The organism is Pseudomonas yamanorum (assembly GCF_013386765.1).
Lineage (GTDB): Bacteria > Pseudomonadota > Gammaproteobacteria > Pseudomonadales > Pseudomonadaceae > Aquipseudomonas > Aquipseudomonas yamanorum_A.
This window is the reverse complement of record NZ_JACARE010000010.1, coordinates 133,969-157,512: the sequence shown is the minus strand read 5'-3', so window position 1 is coordinate 157,512 and position 23,544 is coordinate 133,969. Positions and strand designations below refer to the sequence as shown.

Sequence of the window (23,544 nt, the reverse complement as noted above, 5' to 3'; positions counted from 1 at the left end):
GGAAGAAGCCGCCATGACTGCCCACGCCATCCCCGAAGGTTTTGTCCCGCTGCCCCGCAGCAGCCCGCTCCTGGACCTGCTTGGTCCGGTGTATTGCCGTGGCGAAGGGTTGCAACTGGAGATCGGCCTGCGCGCCGACAACCGCCACGCCAACGGGCGCGGCACGGTACATGGCGGCGTATTGGCCACCCTGGCGGATGTGGGCATGGGCTACGCGATGGCGTTTTCCAGTGAGCCGCCGCTGCCGTTGATCACGGCGAGCATGACCCTGGATTATCTCGGGGCGGTGCAGGTGGGGGAGTGGATCGAGGTGCGGCTGGAGCACCACAAGCGCGGTCGGCAGATGGCATTTGCCACGGTCAGCGTGCAGGTGGGAGAGAAGGTGGTGGTGCGGGCCAATGCGGTGTTTGCGGTGCCCCAGGCGCGGGACTGACAGATAAAGAAAAGGCCCGGTTTTCGTGGAACCGGGCCTTTTCCATGTTGCTCTTGCAAATCAGCCGCGTTCAAGCGCCAGCGCTACACCCTGACCGCCACCGATGCACAGGGTGGCCAAACCTTTCTTGGCATCCCGCTTGATCATTTCATGCAGCAGGGTCACCAGCACGCGGCAGCCTGACGCGCCAATCGGGTGGCCGATGGCAATCGCGCCGCCATTGACGTTGACCTTGGCCGCATCCCATTCCAGTTCTTTGCCTACGGCCAGTGACTGCGCGGCAAAGGCTTCGTTGGCTTCGATCAGGTCGAGGTCGCCCAGGCTCCAGCCGGCCTTGTCCAGGCAGCGGCGAGTAGCCGACACCGGGCCGATACCCATGATTGCAGGGTCGACACCGGCGTTGGCGTAGCTGGCAATGCGTGCCAGTACCGGCAGGCCCAGGGCCTTGGCTTTATCCGCGCTCATCAGCAGCACAGCAGCCGCGCCGTCGTTGAGGCTGGACGCATTGCCGGCGGTCACGGTGCCGTCTTTCTTGAAGGCCGGCTTGAGCTTGGCCAGGGCTTCGGCGGTGGTGCCGGCGCGTGGCTGTTCGTCCACGGCGAAGGCAATCGGGTCGCCCTTGCGCTGGGGAATCAGGATCGGCGTGATCTCATCGCTGAAACGCCCGGCTTCGATGGCGGCCGTGGCTTTTTGCTGGGAGGCGGCGGCGAAGGCATCCTGGGCTTCACGGCTGATGCCGTACTTGTCCACCAGGTTCTCGGCGGTGATGCCCATGTGGTAGTCGTTGAACGCATCCCACAGGCCGTCGGTGATCATGCTGTCGATCATCTTCGCGTGGCCCATGCGCAGGCCGGTACGGGCGGCCGGCAACACGTACGGTGCCAGGCTCATGTTCTCCATGCCGCCGGCGATGATCACCTCGGCATCACCGCAACGGATCGCTTGTGCGCCAAGGTGCAGGGCCTTGAGGCCCGAGCCGCAAACCTTGTTCAGGGTCAGTGCCGGCACGGCGTGGGGCAGGCCGGCGAGGATCGACGCCTGGCGGGCCGGGTTCTGGCCGCTGCCGGCGGTGAGCACCTGGCCAAGGATTACTTCATCCACCAGTGCAGGGTCGATGCCGGTTTGCTCCAGCAGGCGGCGGATCACCGCAGCCCCCAGCTCCGGGGCCGGGATGCTTGCCAGCGAACCTTGAAAGCTGCCAACGGCGGTGCGGGTGGCAGCAACGATCACGACGTCTTGCATGGAATCTGTCCTCACTGGAAGTGCATTTCTGGAACGTGGTCCGGGACGATCAGTTTACCGGCTGTCTTGCTGACGATCTCTTCAACGCTGACGCCAGGTGCGCGTTCCTTGAGGACAAAAGCGCCATTTTCGATTTCCAGGTAGGCCAGGTCCGTCAGCACACGCTTGATGCAGTTGGCCCCGGTCAGCGGCAGGCTGCATTGGCTCAGCAGCTTGGACTCACCGTCCTTGGAGGCGTGGGTCATGATCACGATGATGTTCTCGGCACCGGCCACCAGGTCCATCGCGCCGCCCATGCCCTTGACCAGTTTGCCGGGGATCATCCACGAGGCGATGTTGCCCTGCACGTCGACTTCAAAGGCGCCGAGTACAGTCAGGTCAACGTGGCCGCCACGAATCATCGCGAAAGACTCGGCCGAGGAGAAGATCGATGCGCCAATGCGTGCGGTGACGGTCTGTTTGCCGGCGTTGATCATGTCGGCATCGATAGTTTCTTCAGTAGGAAACGGACCCATGCCCAGCAGGCCGTTTTCCGACTGCAGCATCACCTCCATGCCTTCGGGGATGTAGTTGGCCACCAGGGTCGGGATGCCGATGCCGAGGTTGACGTAGAAACCGTCCTGCATTTCTCGGGCGACGCGTTGAGCCATTTGTTCGCGGGTAAGAGCCATTTTTTGTCTCCTTATTATTTGGGCTGGTGGATTATTTGCGGAGGGTGCGCTGTTCGATGCGCTTCTCGAAGGTGCCGCAAATGATCCGGTCGACGTAGATCCCTGGGGTATGGATATGCGCCGGGTCCAGCTCGCCCGGTTCGACGATTTCTTCCACTTCGACCACGGTGATCTTGCCGGCGGTGGCGGCCAGCGGGTTGAAGTTCTGGGCGGTGTGGCGGTAGATCACGTTGCCGAAGTGGTCGGCTTTCCAGCCTTTGACGATGGCGAAATCACCGGTGATGGATTCTTCCATCAGGTACGGGCGGCCGTTGAACTCACGGGTTTCCTTGCCTTCGGCCACGGGCGTGCCAACGCCGGTTGCGGTGAAGAAGGCCGGGATGCCGGCACCACCTGCGCGCAGTTTTTCGGCGAGGGTGCCTTGGGGTGTGAGGACTACTTCGATTTCGCCGCTGAGCAGTTGCTTCTCGAACAGCGCGTTCTCACCGACGTAGGAAGCGAAGACCTTGCTGATCTGCTTGCCTTCCAGCAGCAGGCCCAGGCCGAAGCCGTCAACGCCGCAGTTGTTGGAAACCACGGTCAGGTTGCGGGTGCCTTTGCGCTTGATTTCGGCAATGAGGTTTTCCGGGATGCCACACAAGCCAAAGCCACCGGCCAGAACCGTCATGCCGTCTTCCAGGCCTGCCAGCGCCTCTTCATAGGACGCTACGCGTTTATCGAAACCTGCCATATGCACCTCTTTTATTGTTTGTGGGCCAGCCATATGAGCCGAGTGTTGCGCCGACGGATTGATTTGTTAAGTTGTTTTTTAAGGTTGATTGATTTAAAAAACAGCACAGTCGCCAGCCGTTGGGAGAAGCTTCATGACAGTTAAACAGATGCGCGCCTTTCTTGCCGTGGCCCAGACCCTCAGTTTTGCAGCGGCCTGCGAGCGCCTGCATCTTTCCCAGTCTGCCTTGAGTTTGACCATCAAAGGCCTGGAGGAGGGCCTTGGCGGGCGCTTGTTCAGCCGCAATACGCGCAATGTAGCGCTGACGCCCGAAGGCGAATCCCTGTTGCCCCTGGCCCGGCGCCTGATTGCCGACTGGGACAATGCCGAGGATGAACTGCGTCAGCGCTTCACCTTGCAGCGCGGGCGGGTGACGGTGGCGGCGATGCCGTCGTTTGCGGGCAATTTGCTGCCACCGATCCTGAAGATTTTCCGGGCGCGCTATCCCCAGGTGAATGTCACGGTCAATGACGTGATCAACGAGCAGGTGCTGGAGATGGTCCGGGATCGCCAGGTGGAGTTGGGCGTGGCGTTTGAGCCTTCGGAAAGCTCATCGCTGATGTTCACGCCGCTGTATGTGGACCGCTTTGTGGCCGTGGTGCCCGGTGACTCGCCGTTGGCGCACAAGGCTGATATCGATTGGCAAACCCTGCTGCAACAACCCTTCATCACGTTGCAGCGGCCGTCCACGGTGCGGGTGATGCTTGAAGAACACCTGAAGGCACGGGACATGAAATTGCCTGTGGCACTGGAGAGTCATCAATTGGCGACGGTGGGCCAGATGGTCGCCAGTGGCCTGGGTGTGAGTGCGGTGCCTGCCCTGTGCGTGCGGCAAATGCAGGACGCGGGTGCCCACTGCATCACCTTGAGCGATCCGATCATTGAACGGCCGATTGGTGTATTGACCAAGCCCGGTCACGAACTCTCGGCGGCGGCCCAGGCGATGTTTGATATTTTTCGCGATGAAGCGGGGAAGGGGCGTTTTCCGGCCTTGTTGCAATAAGTACAGGCAATAAAAAAGCCTGCTCGTTTAAGCGAGCAGGCTTAAGTGATTAGTGCGTAGTTATCAGCAGTATCTGTCGATCACTTTAACGTGCGAATGGCCTTTAAGGTTCTGCCACTCGGTATTAAGTGTATGAAAGACCTGCTCGATAAAGTTGCGATCGGCGGCGGCTTTCTTGCCGACATAACCCTGGCCGCGGCGGTACATCTTCAGGCGCGCTGCCAGTTCACGGTTATTCCTGTCGAACTCTTCTTCCACGGTGTGGGGCGCCAGGCAGTCAATATGGACCTGGCCCGATTTACCAATCCAGAGGATATGGTCGTCGAGCGTGTCTTTCTGCGCTGCGAACATCTCAGCCAATTCATCGATAGTTGGTTGGTTGTTCAGATTCATGTGTAAGCCCCTTGACCAGTTGGCGATCTTTAGTTGATCCGTTAAAACTACTAAGTTGTCTCCGGTCGCAAAAAACCGGGCGTCAGAAACGGTCTGCCGAGTACGGGCAGGGTCTTGAACCTGATGCATGTAGTCTTGCTGATGAACTGCTACGCAATGGTTTCATAACGAAGACAAGCAGCGTTTGAGCTCCTTGTACCGATCCTTTCGGGCCGGTCAGCTTCATCAATCTGCCTTGTGGGCAGTGCACATCCGGAAAAAACAGCTCGGCGGTCAGACGAGCTTGTTCAAAACGCTTGTTACCAACGCTCCCGATCCGGGAGACGCTTGAATCATGCAATTACAAAATGGTTACGTCAACGGTTATGTAGTGATTATTTTCAAGCACTACATAAATCCTTGCGGGGCGGGGGTGAAGCCGGAAAGCGTGACTTGGGCGTCATTTTTCGTGCGGGTTGGTCTAGGGTTTGGCGGTTGTTCTGTGGTGAGGGAGCTTGCTCCCGCTGGGGTGCGAAGCGCCCCCATCAGGCTGACGGCGGTTCTTCAGGAATAATTCGGTTGCCGGTTTTGGGGCTGCTGCGCAGCCCAGCGGGAGCAAGCTCCCTCGCCACAGAAATGCAGGATTGGGCTATCCCAGGCGTTCTGCCAGCAGGGGCAACAAGCGCTCGCAGGACGCTTCGATCTTGAGCTGCAGCAGTTCATCGCCCCGGGTCTTGCCCAGATTGATGGCTATCACCGGCTTACCCTGCTCGACCATCGCCTTGCACAGGCGAAACGCTGAATAAGCCATCAGCGACGAGCCCACCACCAGCAGCCCTTCAGCGTCGTTCACGGCCTCCATCGCCTTGGCGGCGGTGCCCTGGGCGACGTTCTCGCCGAAAAACACTACATCCGGTTTCAATCGTTGCCCGCCGCAATGGGGGCAGTGGGGGACCTGGAAACGTCCTTCAAACGCCGGGTCGAGCAAGGTGTCACCGTCAGGCGCCTGGACGGCATCCACACCGGCCAGGTACGGATTCTCGGCTTCCATCTGGCGCTGGATCAGATCCCGCTCGCTGGTCTGCTGGCAATCCAGGCAAAGCACTCGGTGCAGGCTGCCGTGGAGTTCGATCACTCCGTGGCTGCCGGCCTGGTCGTGCAGGGTGTCGACGTTCTGGGTGATCAGCCCGGTAATGCGCTGGCGTTGCTGCAAGGTCGCCAGCGCGATATGCGCCGGGTTTGGCTGGGCGATCCTCACCCTTGGCCAGCCGAGCATCGCCCGCGCCCAGTAGCGTCGGCGCGCCTCTGGGGTGGCCAAAAACTCCTGGTACATCATCGGTGCGTTGCCCCGGCGCACACCTTCGCTGTCCCGGTAGTCGGGAATCCCCGAGGAGGTGCTGATACCCGCACCGGTCAGCACCAGGAAGCGCCGTTCGGCCATGGCCCGGTGCAGGCTGTCGAGGTGGTCATCGACCTGATGTTGCAAGGTATCGAGCATGGGGTCCCCAATGGTTATTCGCCGCGAATGTACTGCTCCAGCTGCTTGATCAGGTCAGCCTGTTCGGCAATCGCTTCCTTGACCAGGTCGCCGATGGACAGCAGGCCCAGAAGCTCGCCGTTTTCTACCACCGGCAGGTGCCGCAGATGCCGGTCGGTCATGATATTCATGCAGGTCTCGACGGTCTGGTGAGTGTCGACGGTGATCACCGGTGAGTTCATGATTTCGTGGGCTTTGGTCGCCACCGAGGACAATCCATGGAGGATGACCTTACGCGCGTAGTCCCGTTCGCTGATGATGCCCACCACCTTCCCATCCTGGAGCACCGGCAACGCCCCGACGTTTTTCGACGCCATCACAATAAGCGCCTCGAACACCGTATGGTCGTGGGGGATGGTATGCACTTGCTGGTTTTGCTGGTCTTTGGACTTTAACACTTGGGCAACGGTTTTCATGGAGGCCACTCCGGTGTTGTTATTGTTGGGAGGTTAGCAGTCCCTACAGAATCCTAGACCGCTCACGGCAGGGCAAGGTCCAAAGCGGCGTATATCTGCTCGAAAAACGTCATTGTCGCGACTTTTGATCCCTCTTAGCCCTTGTTTGCCGGTTTTGCCGCGCGTTTCGGGCTGGCGGCGGTCTTGCGTTTGGCCGGCTTGCGTTTGTTTTTCCAGGGTGTGGCGCCACGTCCCGCCGGGCTGGCCGGGCCGCTGATGGTCAGGCGCATGCCGGTGCAGCGCGTGACCTGCTTGCTCATCCACGCTGCCTGTTTGGCGACGAACTCTTCCAGGCTCATCTCACCGCTTTGCACCATGTCCAGCGCCTGTTCCCAGATGGCGGTGGTGCCGGGATCGGCGATTGCCCGGGGCACCGCATCAATCAGGCTGAACGCGGCAGGAGTGGCCGACAGTGCCTTGCCGTTTTTCACCAGGTAACCGCGATCCAGCAGGCCCTGGATGATCCCGGCGCGGGTGGCTTCGGTGCCAATCCCGGTGGTGTCCTTGAGTTTTTGCTTGAGCAGCGGGTCTTCCACCAGTTTGGCGACGTTCTTCATCGCCTTGATCAGGTCGCCTTCGGTGAAGGGCTTGGGCGGCTGGGTCCACAGGTCCTTGAGGTTGACCTTGGCCACGGCGTAGTCCTGGCCCTGCACCAATTTCGGCAGGGACTGCGGCGCGGGCGCTTCGCGGCCCTTGGCCGGTGCCAGCGCTTCCGGCAGGGCGCGTTTCCAGCCGGGTTCGACAATGACCTTGCCCACCGCCCGCAAGGCCTCGCCGGCGCAGTCGAAGTCGGCCTGGGTGCGGTCGTACTCGTGGTTGGGCAGGAACTGCGCCAGGTAGCGGGCACGAATCAGGGTGTACACGGCGCGATGCTTGCCGGTCAGTTGCCCGACGTCCTTGCCGGCGCCGGTGGGGATGATGCCGTGGTGAGCGCTGACCTTGGCGTCGTTCCAGGCCCGGGAGCGGCGCTTCGGGTCAATATGTGGCATCAGCTCATTCACCGCTGGGTCAGCCCGTCCCAGCGCCGCGAGGATTTTCGGCGCATCGCTGTGCTGGCTCATAGGCAGGTAGCCGCAATCGCTGCGGGGGTAAGTGATGACCTTGTGGGTTTCGTACAGCGACTGGGCGACATCCAGGGTTTCCTGGGCGCCGAGGCCGAGTTTTTTCGAGCAGATTTCCTGCAACGTACCCAGGTCGAAGGGCAGGGGCGCCACGTCGCGCATGCGTTCGGTGCGCAGCTTCACCAGCCGGGCACTGGCCGCGTAGTTCATGGCGTTGGCTGCGTCCCGGGCCAGTTGCGGGTTGAGGCAACGGCCCTGGTCGTCACAGGCATCGTCGGTGGCGCGCCATTGCGCGGTAAAGGTGATGTTGTCGTGGAGCAGGTCCACATCGATGGCCCAATAGGCGACGGGCACGAAGTCGGCGATGCTGCGGTCCCGGTCAACCACCAGACGCAGGGTTGGGGTTTGCACCCGGCCGACCGGCAACACGCCTTGATAGCCGGATTGACGACCCAGCAGAGTAAACAGGCGACTCATGTTCATCCCGATCAACCAGTCTGCGCGGGAGCGACCGAGGGCCGAATGGTAGAGGCTGAAGGTTTCGGCGCCGGGCTTCAACGAGGCCAGGGCCTTGCGGATCGACGCATCATCGAGTGCCGAGAGCCACAGCCGCTGGATGGGACCGCGATAGCGGCAATGCTCCACCAGTTCACGGGCGATCATCTCGCCCTCACGGTCGGCATCGGTGGCGATCACCAGTTCCTGGGCTTCCCCCAGCAGGCGCTTGACCGCCTTGAATTGGCTGGCGGTCTTGGGCTTGACCAGCATTTTCCACTTCTCGGGGATGATCGGCAGGTCAGCCAGCACCCAGCGCTTGTACTTGGCGTCGTAGCTGTCGGGCGGGGCGGTTTCCAGCAGGTGGCCGATGCACCAGGTCACGGTGACGCCTGAACCCAGCCAACAACCGTCGCCACGCCGGGTCGCGCCGAGCACGGCGGCGATATCCTTTGCCTGGGACGGTTTTTCACAGAGGAACAGCCGCATGGTCACCACATTCGCTACGCAATTGAATGGGGAGCAGGATGGGCAATAAATCAGAATTGGGCAACTTTTATCTGGATGGATATACAGCAATTTGTGTGTCTGGCACTGAACCCAATGTGGGAGCGGGCTTGCCCGCGATAGCATCACCTCGGTGTAACTGAAACGCCGAGGTGTCCGCATCGCAGGCAAGCCAGCTCCCACACTGGATCTTCAGTGGCGACAAAGTGGAGGTTCAGTTCTTGTCGATATCCACGTTCTTGGTCTCTTTCAGGCAAATCAGCCCCACGATCAGGCTCACCCCGGTAATCACCACCGGGTACCACAGGCCATAGAAGATATCCCCGGTGTACACCACCAGTGCAAACGACACCGTCGGCAGGAACCCACCGAACCAGCCATTCCCGATGTGGTAAGGCAGCGACAACGAGGTGTAGCGGATGCGCGTCGGGAACAGTTCCACCATCAGCGCTGCCAGCGGGCCGTAGCACATGGCGGCGATCAGGATCAGTGCCACGATCAGCACCACCACCATGGTTTTGTTGACCTGCGCCACGTCAGCCGACTGCGGATAGCCCGCCAACGTCACCGCGCCTTTCAGGGCAGCTTCGTCGTAACCGTTGATTTGCACATCACCCACGCTCACCTGCACCGCACTGCCGGCCGGGGCGGCCGCGCTTTCGTACGGCAGGCCCTGTTTCACCAGGAAGGTCTTGACCTTGTCGCACGGGCTGTCAAAACGCGCCTTGCCCACCGGGTCGAACTGGAAGGTGCAGGTGGCCGGGTCGGCCAATACGGTGATCGGTGACTGGCGGCTCGCGTGGTCCATCGCCGGGTTGGTGTAGTGCGCCAGGCCCTTGAAGATCGGGAAGTACAGCGCGGTGGCCAGCAGCAGGCCGACCATCAACACCGGCTTGCGCCCCAGCTTGTCCGACAGCCAGCCGAAGAAGATAAAGAACGGCGCGCCAATCACCACGCTGATGATCAGCAGCATGTTGGCCAGTGCCGGGTCCATCTTCAAAAACTGTGTGAGGAAAAACAGCACATAAAACTGCGCGGCATAGAACGTCACCGCTTGCCCGGCGTTGATGCTGAACAGCGCAATCAGCACGATCTTGAGGTTTTCCCATTTGCCGAAGGACTCGCGGATCGGCGCCTTGCTGGCCTTGCCTTCCTCTTTCATTTTCAGGAACGCCGGCGACTCATGCAGGCTCATGCGGATCCAGGTGGAGATGCCCAGCAGCACGATCGACAGCAGGAACGGCAGGCGCCAGCCCCAGACTTCGAACTGGTCACCGGTGAAGTAACGGCAGGCCAGCACCACCAGCAGTGACAGCAGCAGGCCAAGGGTCGCGGTGGATTGAATCCAGCTGGTGTGGAAGCCGCGTTTGCCCGCTGGAGCGTGCTCGGCCACGTAGGTGGCTGCGCCGCCGTACTCACCGCCCAGCGCCAGGCCCTGGAGCATGCGCAGTGCCACGAGGATGATCGGTGCGGCGATGCCGATGCTTGAATAGGTCGGCAGCAGGCCCACGCAGAAGGTCGCCAGGCCCATCAGGATGATGGTGGCGAGGAACGTGTATTTGCGCCCGATCATGTCACCCAGCCGACCGAACACCAGCGCGCCGAACGGGCGCACGACAAAACCGGCGGCGAAGGCCATCAGGGCGAAGATAAACGCCGTGGTGTCGTTGACCCCGGCAAAGAACTGCTTGCTGATTACCGCCGCGAGGGCGCCGTAGAGGAAGAAGTCATACCATTCGAACACCGTCCCGAGGGAGGAGGCGAAGATGACTTTCTGTGTGTCGTTGCTCGAGCGTGCGCCGAGCGCCGGGTCCAGGGGTTGAGCGTGTTCTGACATTTGGGTAGCCCTCACAGTGATTATTTATTGTTGTTCCACTGTCGGCGCCGAATCGGCGCCGCTGTTCCCCTGTAGGAACCGGCTTGCCGGCGATGGCGCTCTCAAGCTGTGCACAACACTTGAAAATGCCATCGCCGGCAAGCCGGGCTCCTACAGGTCAAGCCGGTAAAGTCAGTTCTTTCTCCGGGGCGAGGCTCCTTGTGTTCGGCGAAAGGATAAGCTGCGCGGCTTTTTCCGCGATCATCAGCGTGGGTGAGCAGGTGTTGCCTGAAGTAATGCGCGGCATCACCGACGCGTCGGCGATGCGCAGGCCGGGCACGCCGTGCACCCGCAGTTGTGCGTCAACCACCGCGTCTTTGTCGCTGCCCATGCGGCAGGTGCCCACCGGGTGGAAAATCGTGGTGCCGATGCGGGCGGCGGCCTCTTGCAGCTGTTCGTCTGTCTGCAGTTCTTCGCCGGGCAGGTATTCCACCGGGTTGAACTGCTTCAGGGCCGGCGCCGAGACGATGCGCCGGGTCAGGCGAATGGCGTCGGCGGCGACGCGCAGGTCTTCCGGATGGCTGAGGTAATTGGGGCGGATCAGCGGTGCGTCTGCCGGGTTGGCCGAGCGAATGTCGATGCGGCCGCGGCTTTGCGGGCGCAGGTCACACACCGAGGCGGTGAAGGCCGGGAACCCGTGCAGCGGCTCGCCAAAGCGCTCCAGGGACAGCGGTTGCACGTGGTATTCAAGGTTGGCCGACGTCTGTTCCGGCCCGGAGCGGGCAAACGCGCCCAACTGGCTGGGGGCCATGGACAGCGGGCCGCTGCGGTCGTACAGATAACGCAGGCCCATGCCCATCTTGCCCCACACGGTGCCGGCGATCTGGTTCAGGGTGCGAGCGTTTTCCAGCTTGTAGATCAGGCGCAGTTGCAGGTGATCCTGCAGGTTGCCGCCGACGCCGGGCAACTCGTGCAGCACGTTGATGCCCAAGGGCTTGAGCACGCTGGAAGGGCCGATGCCGGAGCGTTGCAGGATGCCGGGGGAGCCCACCGAACCGGCGCACAGGATGATTTCCTTGCGGGCCCGCCATGTGACGGCCTGGCCTTGCTGGCGAGCAACCACCGAGGTGGCGCGGCCGTTCTCCAGCAGCACGCGGTCGACTTCAACTTCAGTCATCACTGTCAGGTTGGGCCGCTGGCGGATCGGCTTGAGGAACGCCTTGGCCGCATTCCAGCGCACCCCGGATTTCTGGTTGACCTGGAAATAGCCGCAGCCTTCGTTATCGCCCTGGTTGAAGTCGCTGATGCTCGCGATACCGCTCTGCTGCGCCGCCTCGCGAAACGCATCGAGGATCGGCCAGTGCAGGCGCTGTTGCTCAACCCGCCACTCGCCACCATCGCTGTGAAATTCCGAGGCCCCGGCAAAATGGTTTTCGCTTTGCTTGAACAGCGCCAGCACATCCTTCCAGGCCCAGCCGGGATTGTCTTCGGCCCAGCCGTCGTAATCCCGAGCCTGGCCGCGCATGTAGATCATGCCGTTGATCGACGAACAGCCGCCCAACACCTTGCCCCGCGGGTAGCTCAGGGCACGGCCTTGCAGGCCTTCCTGGGCTTCGGTCTTGAAGCACCAGTCGGTGCGCGGGTTGCCGATGCAGAACAGGTAGCCGACGGGAATATGGATCCAGGGATAGTTATCACGACCGCCGGCTTCAAGCAGCAGCACGCGATGGGCCGGGTTGGCGGACAGTCGATTGGCCAGCAGGCAGCCTGCGGGGCCGGCGCCTACTACCACGTAATCGTATTCAGCAGCTGCAATGGGCATCTGAGGCCTCGCTTGTTTTTCTTATTGGCTCCATCCTAGTTGTTAGTTTTCGTCTTAAAAATGTTAGTTTTTACCCAGCTGCTGTGCGTTTTTAGACAGCGATGCTTTCAAGGTGGAGAGCGGAGGCGACATGTTCGACTGGAATGACCTGCGGTTCTTTCTCGAGTTACAGCGTAGCGGACGCCTGCTCACGGCGGCGCAACGCCTGAAAACCACCCATGCCACCGTGGCCCGGCATATCGAGGCCATCGAAAAAAGCCTCGGTACCGCGCTGTTCGTGCAGCATGCCCAGGGCTACGAACTCACCCCTTCGGGCGAAGCGCTGCTCAAGCATGCCGAAGCCATGGAAAACGTGGCCCTGCTGGCCGAAGAAGAACTGACCCACTCCGCCGCGCCCCTGGGCAAGATCCGCCTGGGGGTGGCCGAAGGATTGGGCGTGATGTTTTTGGCCGGCCGCATGGGTGGCCTGTTCGAACGCTATCCGGGCCTGGAGGTGGAACTGCTGGCGGTGCCGCGTTTTGTCAGCATTCTCAACCGCGAAGCAGAGATCAGCATCCACCTGGAACGCCCCAGCGTCGACCAACTGGTGACCCGCAAACTCACCGACTACCGCCTGGCGCTCTACGCCAGCCGCAGCTACCTGGACCGCACGCCGCCGATTGAGAAACGCGAGGACCTGGCCGTCCACGCCTGGATCGATTACGTCGACGATTTGCTGTTCAGCCAGGAACTGAAGTTCCTCAGCAGCTTCTGTCGCAACCCCAAGGTGGTGTTCCACAGCACCAGCGTGATCGCACAGCACCAGGCGGCGCGTTCGGGATTGGGGATTGCCGTGTTGCCGTGCTTCATGGCCGCCAGCGACCCGGACCTGGTGCCGCTGCTGCCGGGGGAGAGCATCCAGCGCAGTTACTGGATCAGTTCCCGGCGCGAGTTGCACAAGTCGGTAAGGTTGCGGGTGTTGTGGGATTACCTGGTGGAGTTGTGCGCGCGGGAGCAGAAGCTGTTGCTGGGCGAGGCTTAACTGAGTAAACCGAATCAAAAATGTAGGAGCTGGCTTGCCTGCGATCGCGGTGTATCAGCTACATATTTATCGGCTGAAACTCCGCTATCGCAGGCAAGCCAGCTCCTACAGTTGATAGGTTTTGTTATGGAGAAAATCTTCAGTTCAGCAACTCAAATTCAACACTGCCCAACCGCTCCCCATTCACCAGCACATGCACCGCGTGCTTGCCGGGATAGTGCTTGCGCGTGGTCAGTTCACGAATATGTTGGCCACGACTAATCGCGTGATGTTCCCTGGCAGCGAGGGTAAACGCCTTGAGCTTGAACACTTTCGACGCGCTGTGACCGGCGCTTTTCACGTAGTCGATGGCGTAGTCCACCACCAGCTTTTGCGGCGTGTCGGCCATGGATTCCAGGCTGAAGGACAGGTTGATCCGGTCGCCCAGGTTGATCACCGCCGGCTCGACCTTGAGCTGATGGATCTTCACCTCGGCCCTGGCCCCTGCACCCATGATCGTCAGCGCCCGGGCGTTGCCTTGCTTGATCAAACTGCGCAGCGCGTGGCGGGCGATCCAGGCCGTGTGGGGGTTCTCCAGCGACCAGCCTTCGATCAAGCCCAGCACCCAATCCGGATGATCCTTGGTGATGTCGTTGAGGTGATTGGCCACCGACTTGCGCACGTACAGGCTGCTGTCGGCCTTGAGGTTGTCGAGGATCGAGGCGCACAGGCTCGGGTCGGCCTGCACATTGGCCAGGCGAAAGGACCAGGGCAACCGTGGCCGCGAGCCTTCGCTGGCGAGGCGGCGCACGTGTTCGTTTTCGTCCAGCGACCAGCCTTGCATCACCGCCAGGGTGCGCTTGAAATCACTCAGCAGAAAATGCCGTACGGCAAACTCGGCAGAGCCGAAGGTGGTGAAGTACTTGAGCGCGGCCATGGAGCGCTTGAAGTCTTCACCGCCGTAACTGGCGACGTAATGGGGCAGGAACAGGCTGACAAAGGCGCTGTTCAGGCGTGGAGCCAGGGCATACAGCAACTTCAGCGTTTGGGGATAATCCAGCGGGATCACGGCGTGCAGGCTTTCGCTGACCCGAGCCATGCGCTGCATCACCGACAGGTCCGCGAGCCCGGCCTTGGCGTGCTTGAGGAAACCCTTGGCGTCGAACGCCGGGTACACCGCCGTCATTTCGGTGGCGATGTGCTGCAGGCGTTCGGCGTTGAAGATTTCCTTCAGGGCCGGGGCGCTTTGTTCGGTCATGGGCAAGTCCGCAGATGAAGTTGGCCATCAGATTACATGCAAAACCCGATATCGCACGCCCCGCGTCGTAGCAGCTGTCGAGCCTTGGCGAGGCTGCGTCAGCGGTGTATCAGACACACCGCGAACGCAGCCTCGCCAAGGCTCGACAGCTGCTACGGAAAGGGGAGTGGATCAGTTAGAGATACCAGCGATATTCCCGCGCATGAATCTCCTGCTGGAACGCCAGATGGTCCTGGCGTTTGTTTTCGCAATACACGTCGACAAACTCTGCGCCCAGGCCTTCGCGCAGCACCGGCTGATGCTGCATGGCGCGCACCGCTTCGAGCATTTCCAGGGGGAAATCCGTGCCGCTGTTGCGGTCTTCGTTCAGTGGGGCGAAGGGCTCTTTGGCCGCGTCAAGGCCATGCTCCAGCCCCACCAGAATCGCCGCCAACACCAGGTACGGGTTGGCGTCGGCGCTGGCCAGGCGGTGTTCGATTCGCAGGTTGCGCGGGTCGGATTCCGGGATGCGCACGCAGGCGTCACGGTCCTCAAAACCCCAGCAGGCGCGGGTGGCCGCGTTCACCGTGCCGCCGAGGCGGCGGAAGGCGTTGTGGTTGGGCGAGAAGATCGGCATGCAGTGGGGCAGCAGTTCCAGGCAGCCGGCCACCGCGTGACGCAAAGGTTGTTGCTGGTGGGCCGCCAGCAGGTTGTTGCCTGCCGCGTCGTACAGGCTGACGTGCACATGCATGCCGCTGCCGGGATGTTGCAGGTAAGGCTTGGCCATGAAGCTGGCGCGATAACCGTGCTTGAGGGCCACGCCGCGCGTGCTGCGGCAGAACAGGGCGGCCCAGTCGGCGGCGCGCAGGCCGTCTTCCAGGTGGCCGAAATTGATCTCGAACTGGCCGGGGCCCAGCTCGGCGGTGATCACCGTGATGTCGATGCCCTGGGCCTTGGCGGTCTCGACCATGTCATCCAACACCGGCGCAAAGCGTGACAGGCGCTCGATGTGCAGGTTGGGCTGGTCGTCCGCGTCATCGCTCAGCGGGTCGCGAGCGAACTGCGGCAGGCCGTCGCTGAGCTTTTTGTCGAACAGGTAGAACTCCAGCTCAAACGCCACCACCGGGTGAATGCCTTTGCGGTGCAGGCGCTCCAGCACCTTGGCCAGCACTTCCCGGGGTTCGAATTCAATCGGCGCTTCAGTGCCGTCGGAGGTGATCAGCATCTGCCCCAGGGGCTGCGCTTCCCAGCTCACCGGCTTGAGCGTGCCGGGCACCAGGCGGCGGTTGGCGTCCGGGTCACCGTCGTGAAAGCAGTAGTCACCGATCTTGAACAGGCCGCCCTGGGCGCCCAGCAATACGGCGTTTTGCGGCAGCTTCAAGGGGCTGCCGGCGGCGACCTTTTCCAGCATCTCCACCGGGTAGCGTTTGCCGTAGAAATGCCCGGGAATGTCCAGGGCAATCAGGTCGACGTAGCGCACATCGGGATGGTTCTGGCGAAAGGTCCGGACTTCGGCCAGCAGCGTGGAGGAATGGCTTTTCACGGGTGTTGCTCCTAGTTGTAGACCCACAGCACGCGGGCGGGTAGGTCGGTCAGGTTGCCGTAGCGGCAGTGGGCAAAACTGGCCAGGTGGAAGCTGTCACCTTGGCCCAGGGTGACCGAGTCGGCCTCGCCCTCGACCCACAGCGTCAACTCGCCCTCCAGTACGTAGCCGGCCTGTTCGGCGCGGTCACTCATGGTCTGTTCGCCACTGTTGGCACCGGGGGCCAGCAGGCTGTCGAGGATCGAGAACGCGCCATGCATGCTCGGCGACACCAGGATGTCGGTGATGCCGTTGGCGTAATACACGGTGCGTCGCTCATTGGGGCGCGTGACCCAATCCACCGCTTTGGGTTTGGACAGGCTGTAGAAATAGGTGGTGGGCACACCGAGGGCGTGGCTGATGGCGGTGAGGTCGGCCACAGTGGGGCGCGAAAGGCCGCGTTCAACCTGGGACAGGAAACCCACGGAACGCTCGATCTTTTGCGCGAGTTGCGCCAGGGTGAGCTTCTTGTGCTTGCGCAGGTCGTGGATCAGGATCGCCAGGGCGTCGAGTTCTTCTTGCTTGTCCATAGGCGTTTCGTGAAATTCTTATCAAGAAATTTCATGAAAAATTACAGGATTAATTTCATGGAGGCAATGGGTATGGAGTTGTTGGAGCATTTACGCAGCCTTGAACAAGAGCTGCATCAATGCACCACCCGTGCGGATGCCGCGCGGTTGTCGGTGTTGCTGGCGGATGATTTCGTGGAATTTGGTGCCAGCGGCAATGTGTGGGGCAGCAAGGCCGAGGTGATCGAGGGGTTACAGGATGAGGTGTTTTCAGCCCGTAGCATCGGTGACTTTGCGTTGAAGATGCTGGCCGAAGGCGTGGCGCTGGTGACCTATCGCTGCCAACGGGCGGCGACGGAGGCCAATGCGGCAGGGGAGTCGTTGCGCAGTTCGGTGTGGCGCGAAAGCGGCGGGCAGTGGCAGATGGTGTTTCATCAGGGCACGCCGACGCGTCAGCGTGCACCTGTGTAGGCGTCGGCAGGTTCAGACCGTACGCTTGACCTCAAACCCCGACAGGCTCGCATCCTCACGATGCCCCAGCAGTTCAGCCACTACCGACGTCGGCGATTTGTGCTTGTAGGTGTTGTAGTTGTTGACCGAGTCGTGGAACAGCTGGCGGGTGAACGCGACGCGGCTTTCCAGGCCGGCGATTTCCGCGCCGGGTGACGGGGCGTCTTGCGCCGCCGCCAATTGCTGTTCGGCCTCCTGGAATTGGCCGAAGGCTTTTTTGCAACGATCGAGCAGCGCCACCAGTTCCCGATAGGTGCCGAACACGTACAGCGCGAGCAAGGTGACAACGGTCACGAAAATGATGATGACGTGGGTACCAGTCATTGGACGTCCTGGGCAGCTGGAAAAAAGAACCAATCTTATCTGATTAATCGCCAGCCCGGTCGCTGGCTGTCCATCCATCTGCCGCTTCCATCACTGCGCTGAATGATTCCCCGCGGCTGCGGTCGGAATCTTTACGCGTCATTCATTGAAGGAAGTGCCCATGAAGTCCAAGTCCCTTGTTGCCTGCCTGTTGGTTGCCGCGAGCCTGTCCGCCGCGAGCTTCACCGTTCAGGCCGCCGATACCGAGCAAAAAACCGTGCAGCCTTCAAACATCAATACCCGCGACCTCAAGACCGGTGACCGCGCGCCAGACATTCTGATGCGCAAGGAATCGGCCATCGCCGATTGGAAGAAACATGGCCTGAAGCAGCCGGAAGAAGACAGCCAGTGGGCCCGTGTGAACGACAAGTACGTGTTGCTCAAAACCACCAACGGCACGATTCTCGACATTACGCCCGTTAAAAAATAACCCCGGCAACGGGATGAGCGATCCCGTGCTCATCCCGGCGCATTTGATTTTTGCATAAATGCATAAATCAGCATTTTTTGCCTGTTGTTTTGCGTTAAGGTAGGTCCGCTTGCGGGCTGCAATGGCCCCTCTACCTTGATCAGAATGAGAGCAGGATGCTTGCCACAATAAGAAATTACCCGCGTACCGTGAACCTGCTGTTGTCGGCCACGCTGATCCTCACCTTGGCCAAGGCCATCACGTTTCCGTACCTGGTCATCTACCTCACCAACCACTTTGCCCTGGACATCAGCCAGGTCGGCCTGGTGATCGGCAGCTCGCTGATTGTCGGTTCACTGCTCAGTGTGTACGGCGGCTTCCTCGTAGACCGCATCAACAGTTATCGCCTGCTGCTCAGCCTGAGTGTGGTGTTTGCCCTGGGGTTTGTCGGCACGGTGCTGGCCCGGGAAATCTGGTCGTTCTACAGCTGCCTGATCCTGATCAACCTGGCGTACGCGGTGATCGACATTGCGATCAAGTCCGGGTTTGCCAGCCTGCTGCCGGAAGATGAGCGCAGCGAAGCGTTTTCCATCAAGTACACCCTGACCAATATCGGATACGCGGTGGGCCCGTTTTTTGGCGCGATGGTGGCCAAGCTCGATATCAGCTTGCCGTTTATCTTGTCGGCCGCGTTGGGTCTCGGGTTTTTCCTGCTGTATTGGCGCTGGGGCGACCGCACCTTGGCCACCGTCGACACCACGCAAAAGCCGGTGTCGTTCCTCGCCGTGGGCCGCGTATTGCTGCGGGATCACCGGTTGGTGTGTTTCACCATCGGCGGCCTGCTCAGTGCCGTGGTGTTTGGCCAGTTCACCGCGTACCTTTCGCAGTACCTGGTGACCACCACTACCGCCGAATACACCTACACCATCATCAGTGCAGTTCTCACCACCAACGCCGTGTTGGTGATTGCCCTGCAATACGCGATTGGCCGACGCATTTCCCACCGCTACCTGAGCCAGTGGCTGATCTTCGGCCTGGGCATGTTCATGCTGGGGGTGATTGGCTTTGCCCTGGCGAGCAACGTGTGGTGGTGGATCCTGGCGATGGCGATTTTCACCGTGGGCGAAATCGTGGTGTTTCCCGCCGAGTACATGTTTATCGACCGCATCGCCCCGGACCACCTGCGCGGCATGTACTACGGCGCGCAAAACCTCTCCAACCTCGGCGCTGCCCTGGGGCCGGTGCTGTGCGGGCTGGTACTGGCCAGCCTGCCGGCCCACTACATGTTCTACATGTTGGCAGCGTTTATTGTCGGAGGAGGGGTGTTCTATTTTATCGGGGCGTCGTTGAAGGCTCGGTCAGTGTAGAAGCGAGCTTGCTCGCGAAGGTCGTTAACGATAACGCGGTTAATCTGACAGCCAGCGGCGCCCTCAGGTTTTTCGCGAGCAAGCTCGCTCCTACAGTGGACGCAGCGGCAGATCATCCAGAGTGACTTTGCCGACGGTGTTGCTCTGCAATTCGTAGCGCAACTCGTCGACCATCTTTTCCACTGCCTGCGGGGTCTGCAGTTTGTTGACGCTGATCCCGGTGACCACCAGATCTACCCGGCCGCTTTCGGCATCGAAAACCTTGAGGGTCAACGAGGCGTCACGGCACAGGGTGAACTCGCAGGTCAGGGGCGACAGCGCCTCTTCAATGCAGTTGCGCAGTTGGGAGAGCGTAAACATGTGGGCTCTCCTCAGCGACGACGCAGCATCAGGCCCAGCAGCAGGCCGACACCGGCGACAATCGCAACCGTCGCCAAGGGTTTTTGCTTGGCGAAATCGCCGACGGTGTCCAGCGCGTCACCGTAGGTTTGCTGCAACTGGCCAGCGGCCTGGCGGGCCACACCTTCGGCCTGGAGCTGTTCGTCACCGGTCAGATCACCCAGAAAACCTTGAGCCTTGCCGGCCACTTTCTCGACGGCGCCTTTGACTTGTTCGCTTTTCATGATGGATTCCTTGAAGGCATGACATCTCAACAGCACAGGACCCAAGGCCCTGTGCCCACCCTTCAAGGTTAAGCAGTGCACCCCCCGCGCAATAAGGCGAATTTGCACCGGTCGCACTAGTGCATTTGCACTCTATTTCGGTTTTTTAACCCGCAATTCACCGGCAAACAGCCCGCGTTCACGGGCCCAGACGATGGCTGCACTACGGCTATGCACCCCGAGTTTGGAGTACACCGTGGCCACATGGTTACGCACGGTATTGGGCGCCAGTTTCAGGCGCGAGGCGACTTCCTTGTCGGCCAGGCCTTCGCAAATCAGGCCCAGTACATCGCGCTCCCGAGCGGTGAGGTCGGTAAAGGAAATGTTCGGTACGTTGGGGCTATTGACGCTCTTGGCGTTGGCCAGTTTTTCAATCAGCGTCTGGCTGAACCAGGAGGCGTCCTGCATCACTTCCTCGATGGCGGCCACCAGTTCCAGCTCGGAGCGCTTGCGTTCGGTGATGTTCATCAACACCAGCAGGTAGCAGGGCACATCCTGAATGCTGACGGTGTCGGCAGACAGCACACAGTCGATCACCTCGCTGCCTTTCTTGCGGATCTTCAGGTCGAGGCCGTCGAGGTTGCGGGCTTTCTCCAGGGTGGTGAACAGCTGCGTGCTGGCTTGGGGGCTGTCGATAAAGTCGATGTCTTCGATGGATTTGCCGATCAGCTCTTCACTGGTGTAGCCGGTGATGGTCATGAAGGCTTCGTTGATGTCCACCACTTGCCGGTTGGCGGCGTTGCACACCAGGGTCGGCACCGGCGTCAGGCGGAATGACTTGGCGAAACGTTCCTCGCTCTGGCGCAGGGCGGTTTCGGCCTTGCGCCGGGGCTCAAGGTCGGTGAAGGAAAACAGCATGCAGTCTTCCTCGTTCATGTCCAGCGGCTGGCCGGCCACGATCACCAGTTTGCTGCCGCCCTCGGGCAGTTTCAGTTCGGCTTGCATCTGCGGGATGGTCGCGCCTTCGCCCAGGCGCTTGACGGCGAGGTCCTTGTTTTCGGCCTGCTCCAGCACGTCCAGTTCATACACCGAGCGGCCGATCACCTGGTCACGGTTGTAGCCGGTCATCTCCAGGAAGCCCTGGTTGACCTTGATGTAGCGCAGGTCACTCAAGCGGCAAATCACCGCCGGCGCCGGGTTGGCATTGAAGGTTTTTTCAAAGCGTTGTTCGGCGCTGGCCCATTCCGTGGCGTCGCTCAGGATCAGCACCAACAGCTCCGGTTCACCGCTCGAGTCGTTGAGTACCAGGCTGCGCAGGCGATGCACCCAGGTCTTTTCCTCGTCGCCAGTGGGGGTGACCTCCACCACCACGTCGCTGAACTCCTCACCGCCTGCCACCCGGCTCAGCGGGTAATTCTCCAGCACCAGCGGGTGGTTGTTGCGATAGCGCAAGGCAAAGCGCTTGGCGTAGTCCTGGGTGTTGACGCCAAGGTCTTCGACATTCTCCACGCCATGCATCAGCAGCGCGGCCTCATTGGCCCACAGGATGGTTTGGTCGACCTCGGCGAGGATCACTCCATCGGACAAGCCGGAGATGATCTGCTGCAGTTGGCGGCGGTTGGTTTCTTTGGCGAGGACGGCCTGGCTCATGGTTTCTCCAATATTGAGGGCACCTGCGCCCCCTGTAGGAGCTGGCTTGCCAGCGAAAAGCTCAACAGCAACGCGACTATTCAGGAACCGCGCGTCATCGTTGACGACCATCGCTGGCAAGCCAGCTCCTACAGGGGAGCGGTGTCAGACGCATAGGGAGTACGACACCTGGGGCTCAGGATAGTGCAGAGAAGTTGCCGCACGCGGGGTGCGAATGCACCAGTGCGCCTAGTGCAATTGTGCCGAGACCGCAGGGCAGGCCCCTCGCCAAACTGGCCACCTACCCATTGTAAAAGGATCGACCATGACCACTGTCTATGAAACCAACCGTTCGCTGTTCCGTGTCTCCTGGGGCTCGGTATTGGCCGGTAGTGCAATTGCCCTGGTGACCTATCTGGTGTTGAGCGTGCTCGGCACCGCGATTGGCGCCAGTGCAGTGAACCCGATGGCAGCCGGCAACCCGCTGAGCGGATTTGGCACCGGTGCCGGGATCTGGTTGTTTGTGTCGACGCTGTTGGCCATCGGCGCCGGCGCATTTGTGGCCGGGCGCACCGCACCGGATCGCGGCGGCCTGCACGGCGTACTGAGCTGGACCATCACCACCCTGTTGACCACCTGGCTGCTGGCTGCGCTGGCCACCAGCGTGGTAGGTGCGGCGGGGAATGTCGTGGGCAAAGGCCTGTCGGCTGCCGGCAGCGGTATCGCCGCCGTGGCACCGGGCATCAGCGACAGCGTCAAGCAGCAGCTGGATGAGCAAGGTATCAAGCTGGACTGGAACAGCCTGCAAGGCCAGCTCGACACCCTGCTCAAGCAGAGCGGCAAGCCAGAGCTTGACCCGGCCAACGTCGAGCAGAAAGCCAACCAGGCAAGCGCTGACGGCAAGCAATCGGCCAACGATGCTGCGACCAATCCAACCCAGGCCGGTGATGAGCTGAAGCAATGGTTCGAGCGGGTCAAGGCGTCCGGTGAGCCGGCGTTGAACGCAGCGGACAAACAGGCGCTGGTCAACATCGTCGCCGCCCGTACCGGCAAGAGCCAGGCTGAAGCGACCCAGATCGTCGACAACTATGCCCAGGCTTATCAGCAGGCCATGCAGAAAGTTGAAGAACTGAAGCAACAGGCGGAACAGAAAGCCCGTGAAGCCGGTGAAGTGGCGGCCAAGCAACTGTCCCGCGCGGCGTGGGGCACCCTGGTGATGTTGCTGCTGGGTGCGGCGTTGAGCTTTGGCGTGGGTCGCCTGGCGATCACTACTCGTCGGGTGCCATTGGCCTGATCACGACTTGAGGTGCTTTATGTGGCGAGGGAGCTTGCTCCCGCTGGGCTGCGCAGCAGCCCCAAAACCGGTGAACGCAACGTCCCAGGCATACCGCGTCCATCGGGTTGGGAGCGCTTCGCACTCCAGCGGGAGCAAGCTCCCTCGCCACAGAAATAGACTCGCTTTGACCTCTGCAGCAACCCTGACGAACGAGTAAACTGCCCGCCTTTTATCCTCACGACGAGACGGTGCGCTTTTGAACGCAGGAAAAACCGCAGGGCTGTTGCTACTTGCTGCCTTATTGGCCGGCTGCGGCACCTCGCCACCCCGCACCCCCAACGACATCTGCGGCATCTTCCGCGAAAAAGACGATTGGTACGACGCCGCCAAGGTGACCCAGGCACGCTGGGGCGTGCCGATCCAGGTGCCGTTCGCGATCATGTATCAAGAGTCCGGCTTTCGGCAGGACGCCAAGACACCCCGCAAATACCTGTTGTGGATCATCCCCTGGGGCCGCGTTTCTACTGCCTCCGGCTATGCCCAGGCCAAGGATGAAGTGTGGAGCGACTACCAGAAAAGCACTGGCCGTTATGGCGCCAGTCGCGAGCATTTTGACGACGCCATCGACTTTGTCGGCTGGTACATGGACAAGACCTACACCATCAACGGCGTGTACAAATACGATGCCTACGGCCAATACCTGAACTACCACGAAGGCTGGGGCGGTTATCGTCAGCGCACCTATGCGAGCAAAGCCTGGCTGATGCCGGTGGCGGGTAAGGTACAGGCGCGTTCGCAGATGTATGCCGCGCAATATGCGGGCTGCAAGAATGATTTGGGGCGGGGGTTCTGGAGCCGGTTCTGGCACTGGCTGTGA

Annotated in this window: 24 protein-coding genes and 1 pseudogene; 9 read left to right on the top strand and 16 right to left on the bottom strand. The window is 61.0% G+C overall.

The genetic code is table 11. From position 1 onward, the window contains the following. Positions 1 to 13 precede the first annotated feature (13 nt). Positions 14 to 433, top strand: a complete 420-nt coding sequence (locus HX875_RS06700; protein ID WP_177042552.1) for a PaaI family thioesterase — start codon at positions 14 to 16, stop codon at positions 431 to 433. A 60-nt stretch (positions 434 to 493) separates the two neighbouring features. Here HX875_RS06700 and HX875_RS06695 read toward each other — a convergent pair whose 3' ends face one another. From HX875_RS06695 to HX875_RS06685, 3 genes are read right to left on the bottom strand one after another with little or no spacing between them, the layout of a single operon-like run. Beyond that, a complete protein-coding gene (locus HX875_RS06695) occupies positions 494 to 1,675 on the bottom strand; it encodes an acetyl-CoA C-acetyltransferase (RefSeq protein WP_177042551.1) in 1,182 nt (393 codons plus the stop codon). Between the two features lie 11 nt (positions 1,676 to 1,686). Then, complete coding sequence (locus HX875_RS06690; RefSeq protein WP_003211625.1) at positions 1,687 to 2,346, bottom strand: CoA transferase subunit B; 660 nt, start codon at positions 2,344 to 2,346, stop codon at positions 1,687 to 1,689. Between the two features lie 31 nt (positions 2,347 to 2,377). Further along, positions 2,378 to 3,076, bottom strand: a complete 699-nt coding sequence (locus HX875_RS06685) for a CoA transferase subunit A (protein ID WP_063031241.1) — start codon at positions 3,074 to 3,076, stop codon at positions 2,378 to 2,380. Positions 3,077 to 3,209: 133 nt separating this feature from the next. Here HX875_RS06685 and HX875_RS06680 point away from each other — a divergent pair, with 133 nt between their 5' ends. After that, a complete protein-coding gene (locus HX875_RS06680) occupies positions 3,210 to 4,118 on the top strand; it encodes a LysR family transcriptional regulator (RefSeq protein WP_177042550.1) in 909 nt (302 codons plus the stop codon). 63 nt (positions 4,119 to 4,181) lie between these two features. Here HX875_RS06680 and HX875_RS06675 read toward each other — a convergent pair whose 3' ends face one another. The 6 genes from HX875_RS06675 to HX875_RS06650 all read right to left on the bottom strand — a co-directional run bounded on the left by HX875_RS06675 (position 4,182) and on the right by HX875_RS06650 (position 12,183). Then, positions 4,182 to 4,511 (bottom strand): hypothetical protein, encoded by a 330-nt coding sequence (locus tag HX875_RS06675; protein WP_102369380.1) that lies wholly within the window; start codon positions 4,509 to 4,511, stop codon positions 4,182 to 4,184. Between the two features lie 628 nt (positions 4,512 to 5,139). Then, the gene (locus tag HX875_RS06670; RefSeq protein ID WP_177042549.1) at positions 5,140 to 5,988 is read right to left on the bottom strand and encodes an NAD-dependent protein deacetylase; all 849 of its coding nucleotides are present in this window, start codon (positions 5,986 to 5,988) and stop codon (positions 5,140 to 5,142) included. Positions 5,989 to 6,002: 14 nt separating this feature from the next. Next, positions 6,003 to 6,443: a CBS domain-containing protein gene (locus HX875_RS06665; RefSeq protein WP_177042548.1), complete on the bottom strand. Its 441-nt coding sequence runs from the start codon at positions 6,441 to 6,443 to the stop codon at positions 6,003 to 6,005. A gap of 134 nt (positions 6,444 to 6,577) precedes the next feature. Further along, complete coding sequence (locus HX875_RS06660; protein ID WP_177042547.1) at positions 6,578 to 8,527, bottom strand: DNA topoisomerase III; 1,950 nt, start codon at positions 8,525 to 8,527, stop codon at positions 6,578 to 6,580. Between the two features lie 232 nt (positions 8,528 to 8,759). Further along, positions 8,760 to 10,382, bottom strand: coding sequence for an MFS transporter (locus tag HX875_RS06655; RefSeq protein WP_177042546.1), 1,623 nt, complete (start codon positions 10,380 to 10,382; stop codon positions 8,760 to 8,762). Between the two features lie 157 nt (positions 10,383 to 10,539). Beyond that, positions 10,540 to 12,183: a GMC family oxidoreductase gene (locus HX875_RS06650; RefSeq protein WP_177042545.1), complete on the bottom strand. Its 1,644-nt coding sequence runs from the start codon at positions 12,181 to 12,183 to the stop codon at positions 10,540 to 10,542. Positions 12,184 to 12,313: 130 nt separating this feature from the next. Between HX875_RS06650 and HX875_RS06645 the strand changes: the two genes are divergently transcribed. Continuing rightward, positions 12,314 to 13,204 (top strand): LysR family transcriptional regulator, encoded by an 891-nt coding sequence (locus tag HX875_RS06645; protein WP_177042544.1) that lies wholly within the window; start codon positions 12,314 to 12,316, stop codon positions 13,202 to 13,204. A 139-nt stretch (positions 13,205 to 13,343) separates the two neighbouring features. Here the strand turns inward: HX875_RS06645 and HX875_RS06640 are convergent, their stop codons facing one another. The 3 genes from HX875_RS06640 to HX875_RS06630 all read right to left on the bottom strand — a co-directional run bounded on the left by HX875_RS06640 (position 13,344) and on the right by HX875_RS06630 (position 16,532). Next, positions 13,344 to 14,441, bottom strand: a complete 1,098-nt coding sequence (locus tag HX875_RS06640; protein ID WP_177042543.1) for a DNA alkylation repair protein — start codon at positions 14,439 to 14,441, stop codon at positions 13,344 to 13,346. A 175-nt stretch (positions 14,442 to 14,616) separates the two neighbouring features. Further along, on the bottom strand, positions 14,617 to 15,963 hold the full coding sequence (locus HX875_RS06635) for a glutamine synthetase family protein (RefSeq protein ID WP_177042542.1): 1,347 nt from the start codon (positions 15,961 to 15,963) through the stop codon (positions 14,617 to 14,619). Positions 15,964 to 15,974: 11 nt separating this feature from the next. Next, positions 15,975 to 16,532, bottom strand: coding sequence for a helix-turn-helix domain-containing protein (locus HX875_RS06630; RefSeq protein WP_177042541.1), 558 nt, complete (start codon positions 16,530 to 16,532; stop codon positions 15,975 to 15,977). Positions 16,533 to 16,589: 57 nt separating this feature from the next. Here HX875_RS06630 and HX875_RS06625 point away from each other — a divergent pair, with 57 nt between their 5' ends. Then, positions 16,590 to 16,982, top strand: coding sequence for a nuclear transport factor 2 family protein (locus tag HX875_RS06625; RefSeq protein WP_256348052.1), 393 nt, complete (start codon positions 16,590 to 16,592; stop codon positions 16,980 to 16,982). A gap of 12 nt (positions 16,983 to 16,994) precedes the next feature. Here HX875_RS06625 and HX875_RS06620 read toward each other — a convergent pair whose 3' ends face one another. Continuing rightward, positions 16,995 to 17,345 (bottom strand): LemA family protein, encoded by a 351-nt coding sequence (locus HX875_RS06620; RefSeq protein ID WP_218171885.1) that lies wholly within the window; start codon positions 17,343 to 17,345, stop codon positions 16,995 to 16,997. Positions 17,346 to 17,505: 160 nt separating this feature from the next. Here HX875_RS06620 and HX875_RS06615 point away from each other — a divergent pair, with 160 nt between their 5' ends. The 3 genes and pseudogenes from HX875_RS06615 to HX875_RS32725 form a co-directional block, all read left to right on the top strand. Next, positions 17,506 to 17,814: an RcnB family protein gene (locus HX875_RS06615; RefSeq protein WP_177042539.1), complete on the top strand. Its 309-nt coding sequence runs from the start codon at positions 17,506 to 17,508 to the stop codon at positions 17,812 to 17,814. A gap of 155 nt (positions 17,815 to 17,969) precedes the next feature. Continuing rightward, on the top strand, positions 17,970 to 19,160 hold the full coding sequence (locus HX875_RS06610) for an MFS transporter (RefSeq protein WP_029615980.1): 1,191 nt from the start codon (positions 17,970 to 17,972) through the stop codon (positions 19,158 to 19,160). A gap of 8 nt (positions 19,161 to 19,168) precedes the next feature. Continuing rightward, positions 19,169 to 19,258, top strand: a pseudogene (locus HX875_RS32725) (outer membrane lipoprotein carrier protein LolA); the annotation flags it as partial. Here the strand turns inward: HX875_RS32725 and HX875_RS06605 are convergent. The 3 genes from HX875_RS06605 to HX875_RS06595 form a co-directional block, all read right to left on the bottom strand. After that, positions 19,251 to 19,520, bottom strand: coding sequence for a DUF1652 domain-containing protein (locus HX875_RS06605; RefSeq protein WP_177042538.1), 270 nt, complete (start codon positions 19,518 to 19,520; stop codon positions 19,251 to 19,253). The pseudogene HX875_RS32725 and the gene HX875_RS06605 sit on opposite strands and share 8 nt — an antisense overlap. A gap of 11 nt (positions 19,521 to 19,531) precedes the next feature. Further along, positions 19,532 to 19,783: a CsbD family protein gene (locus tag HX875_RS06600; RefSeq protein ID WP_177042537.1), complete on the bottom strand. Its 252-nt coding sequence runs from the start codon at positions 19,781 to 19,783 to the stop codon at positions 19,532 to 19,534. A gap of 132 nt (positions 19,784 to 19,915) precedes the next feature. Beyond that, positions 19,916 to 21,412 (bottom strand): PAS domain S-box protein, encoded by a 1,497-nt coding sequence (locus HX875_RS06595; RefSeq protein ID WP_177042536.1) that lies wholly within the window; start codon positions 21,410 to 21,412, stop codon positions 19,916 to 19,918. 304 nt (positions 21,413 to 21,716) lie between these two features. Here HX875_RS06595 and HX875_RS06590 point away from each other — a divergent pair, with 304 nt between their 5' ends. Further along, a complete protein-coding gene (locus tag HX875_RS06590; RefSeq protein ID WP_177042535.1) occupies positions 21,717 to 22,685 on the top strand; it encodes a hypothetical protein in 969 nt (322 codons plus the stop codon). A 238-nt stretch (positions 22,686 to 22,923) separates the two neighbouring features. Further along, positions 22,924 to 23,544: a transglycosylase SLT domain-containing protein gene (locus HX875_RS06585; protein WP_177042534.1), complete on the top strand. Its 621-nt coding sequence runs from the start codon at positions 22,924 to 22,926 to the stop codon at positions 23,542 to 23,544.

What these genes read in the sequence shown, in the direction of transcription:
- HX875_RS06700 (WP_177042552.1), top strand. Translation starts at nt 14, where the DNA reads ATGACTGCCCACGCCATCCCCGAAGGTTTTGTCCCGCTGCCCCGCAGC.
- HX875_RS06695 (WP_177042551.1), bottom strand. Translation starts at nt 1,675, where the DNA reads ATGCAAGACGTCGTGATCGTTGCTGCCACCCGCACCGCCGTTGGCAGC.
- HX875_RS06690 (WP_003211625.1), bottom strand. Translation starts at nt 2,346, where the DNA reads ATGGCTCTTACCCGCGAACAAATGGCTCAACGCGTCGCCCGAGAAATG.
- HX875_RS06685 (WP_063031241.1), bottom strand. Translation starts at nt 3,076, where the DNA reads ATGGCAGGTTTCGATAAACGCGTAGCGTCCTATGAAGAGGCGCTGGCA.
- HX875_RS06680 (WP_177042550.1), top strand. Translation starts at nt 3,210, where the DNA reads ATGACAGTTAAACAGATGCGCGCCTTTCTTGCCGTGGCCCAGACCCTC.
- HX875_RS06675 (WP_102369380.1), bottom strand. Translation starts at nt 4,511, where the DNA reads ATGAATCTGAACAACCAACCAACTATCGATGAATTGGCTGAGATGTTC.
- HX875_RS06670 (WP_177042549.1), bottom strand. Translation starts at nt 5,988, where the DNA reads ATGCTCGATACCTTGCAACATCAGGTCGATGACCACCTCGACAGCCTG.
- HX875_RS06665 (WP_177042548.1), bottom strand. Translation starts at nt 6,443, where the DNA reads ATGAAAACCGTTGCCCAAGTGTTAAAGTCCAAAGACCAGCAAAACCAG.
- HX875_RS06660 (WP_177042547.1), bottom strand. Translation starts at nt 8,527, where the DNA reads ATGCGGCTGTTCCTCTGTGAAAAACCGTCCCAGGCAAAGGATATCGCC.
- HX875_RS06655 (WP_177042546.1), bottom strand. Translation starts at nt 10,382, where the DNA reads ATGTCAGAACACGCTCAACCCCTGGACCCGGCGCTCGGCGCACGCTCG.
- HX875_RS06650 (WP_177042545.1), bottom strand. Translation starts at nt 12,183, where the DNA reads ATGCCCATTGCAGCTGCTGAATACGATTACGTGGTAGTAGGCGCCGGC.
- HX875_RS06645 (WP_177042544.1), top strand. Translation starts at nt 12,314, where the DNA reads ATGTTCGACTGGAATGACCTGCGGTTCTTTCTCGAGTTACAGCGTAGC.
- HX875_RS06640 (WP_177042543.1), bottom strand. Translation starts at nt 14,441, where the DNA reads ATGACCGAACAAAGCGCCCCGGCCCTGAAGGAAATCTTCAACGCCGAA.
- HX875_RS06630 (WP_177042541.1), bottom strand. Translation starts at nt 16,532, where the DNA reads ATGGACAAGCAAGAAGAACTCGACGCCCTGGCGATCCTGATCCACGAC.
- HX875_RS06625 (WP_256348052.1), top strand. Translation starts at nt 16,590, where the DNA reads ATGGAGGCAATGGGTATGGAGTTGTTGGAGCATTTACGCAGCCTTGAA.
- HX875_RS06620 (WP_218171885.1), bottom strand. Translation starts at nt 17,345, where the DNA reads ATGACTGGTACCCACGTCATCATCATTTTCGTGACCGTTGTCACCTTG.
- HX875_RS06615 (WP_177042539.1), top strand. Translation starts at nt 17,506, where the DNA reads ATGAAGTCCAAGTCCCTTGTTGCCTGCCTGTTGGTTGCCGCGAGCCTG.
- HX875_RS06610 (WP_029615980.1), top strand. Translation starts at nt 17,970, where the DNA reads ATGCTTGCCACAATAAGAAATTACCCGCGTACCGTGAACCTGCTGTTG.
- HX875_RS06605 (WP_177042538.1), bottom strand. Translation starts at nt 19,520, where the DNA reads ATGTTTACGCTCTCCCAACTGCGCAACTGCATTGAAGAGGCGCTGTCG.
- HX875_RS06600 (WP_177042537.1), bottom strand. Translation starts at nt 19,783, where the DNA reads ATGAAAAGCGAACAAGTCAAAGGCGCCGTCGAGAAAGTGGCCGGCAAG.
- HX875_RS06595 (WP_177042536.1), bottom strand. Translation starts at nt 21,412, where the DNA reads ATGAGCCAGGCCGTCCTCGCCAAAGAAACCAACCGCCGCCAACTGCAG.
- HX875_RS06590 (WP_177042535.1), top strand. Translation starts at nt 21,717, where the DNA reads ATGACCACTGTCTATGAAACCAACCGTTCGCTGTTCCGTGTCTCCTGG.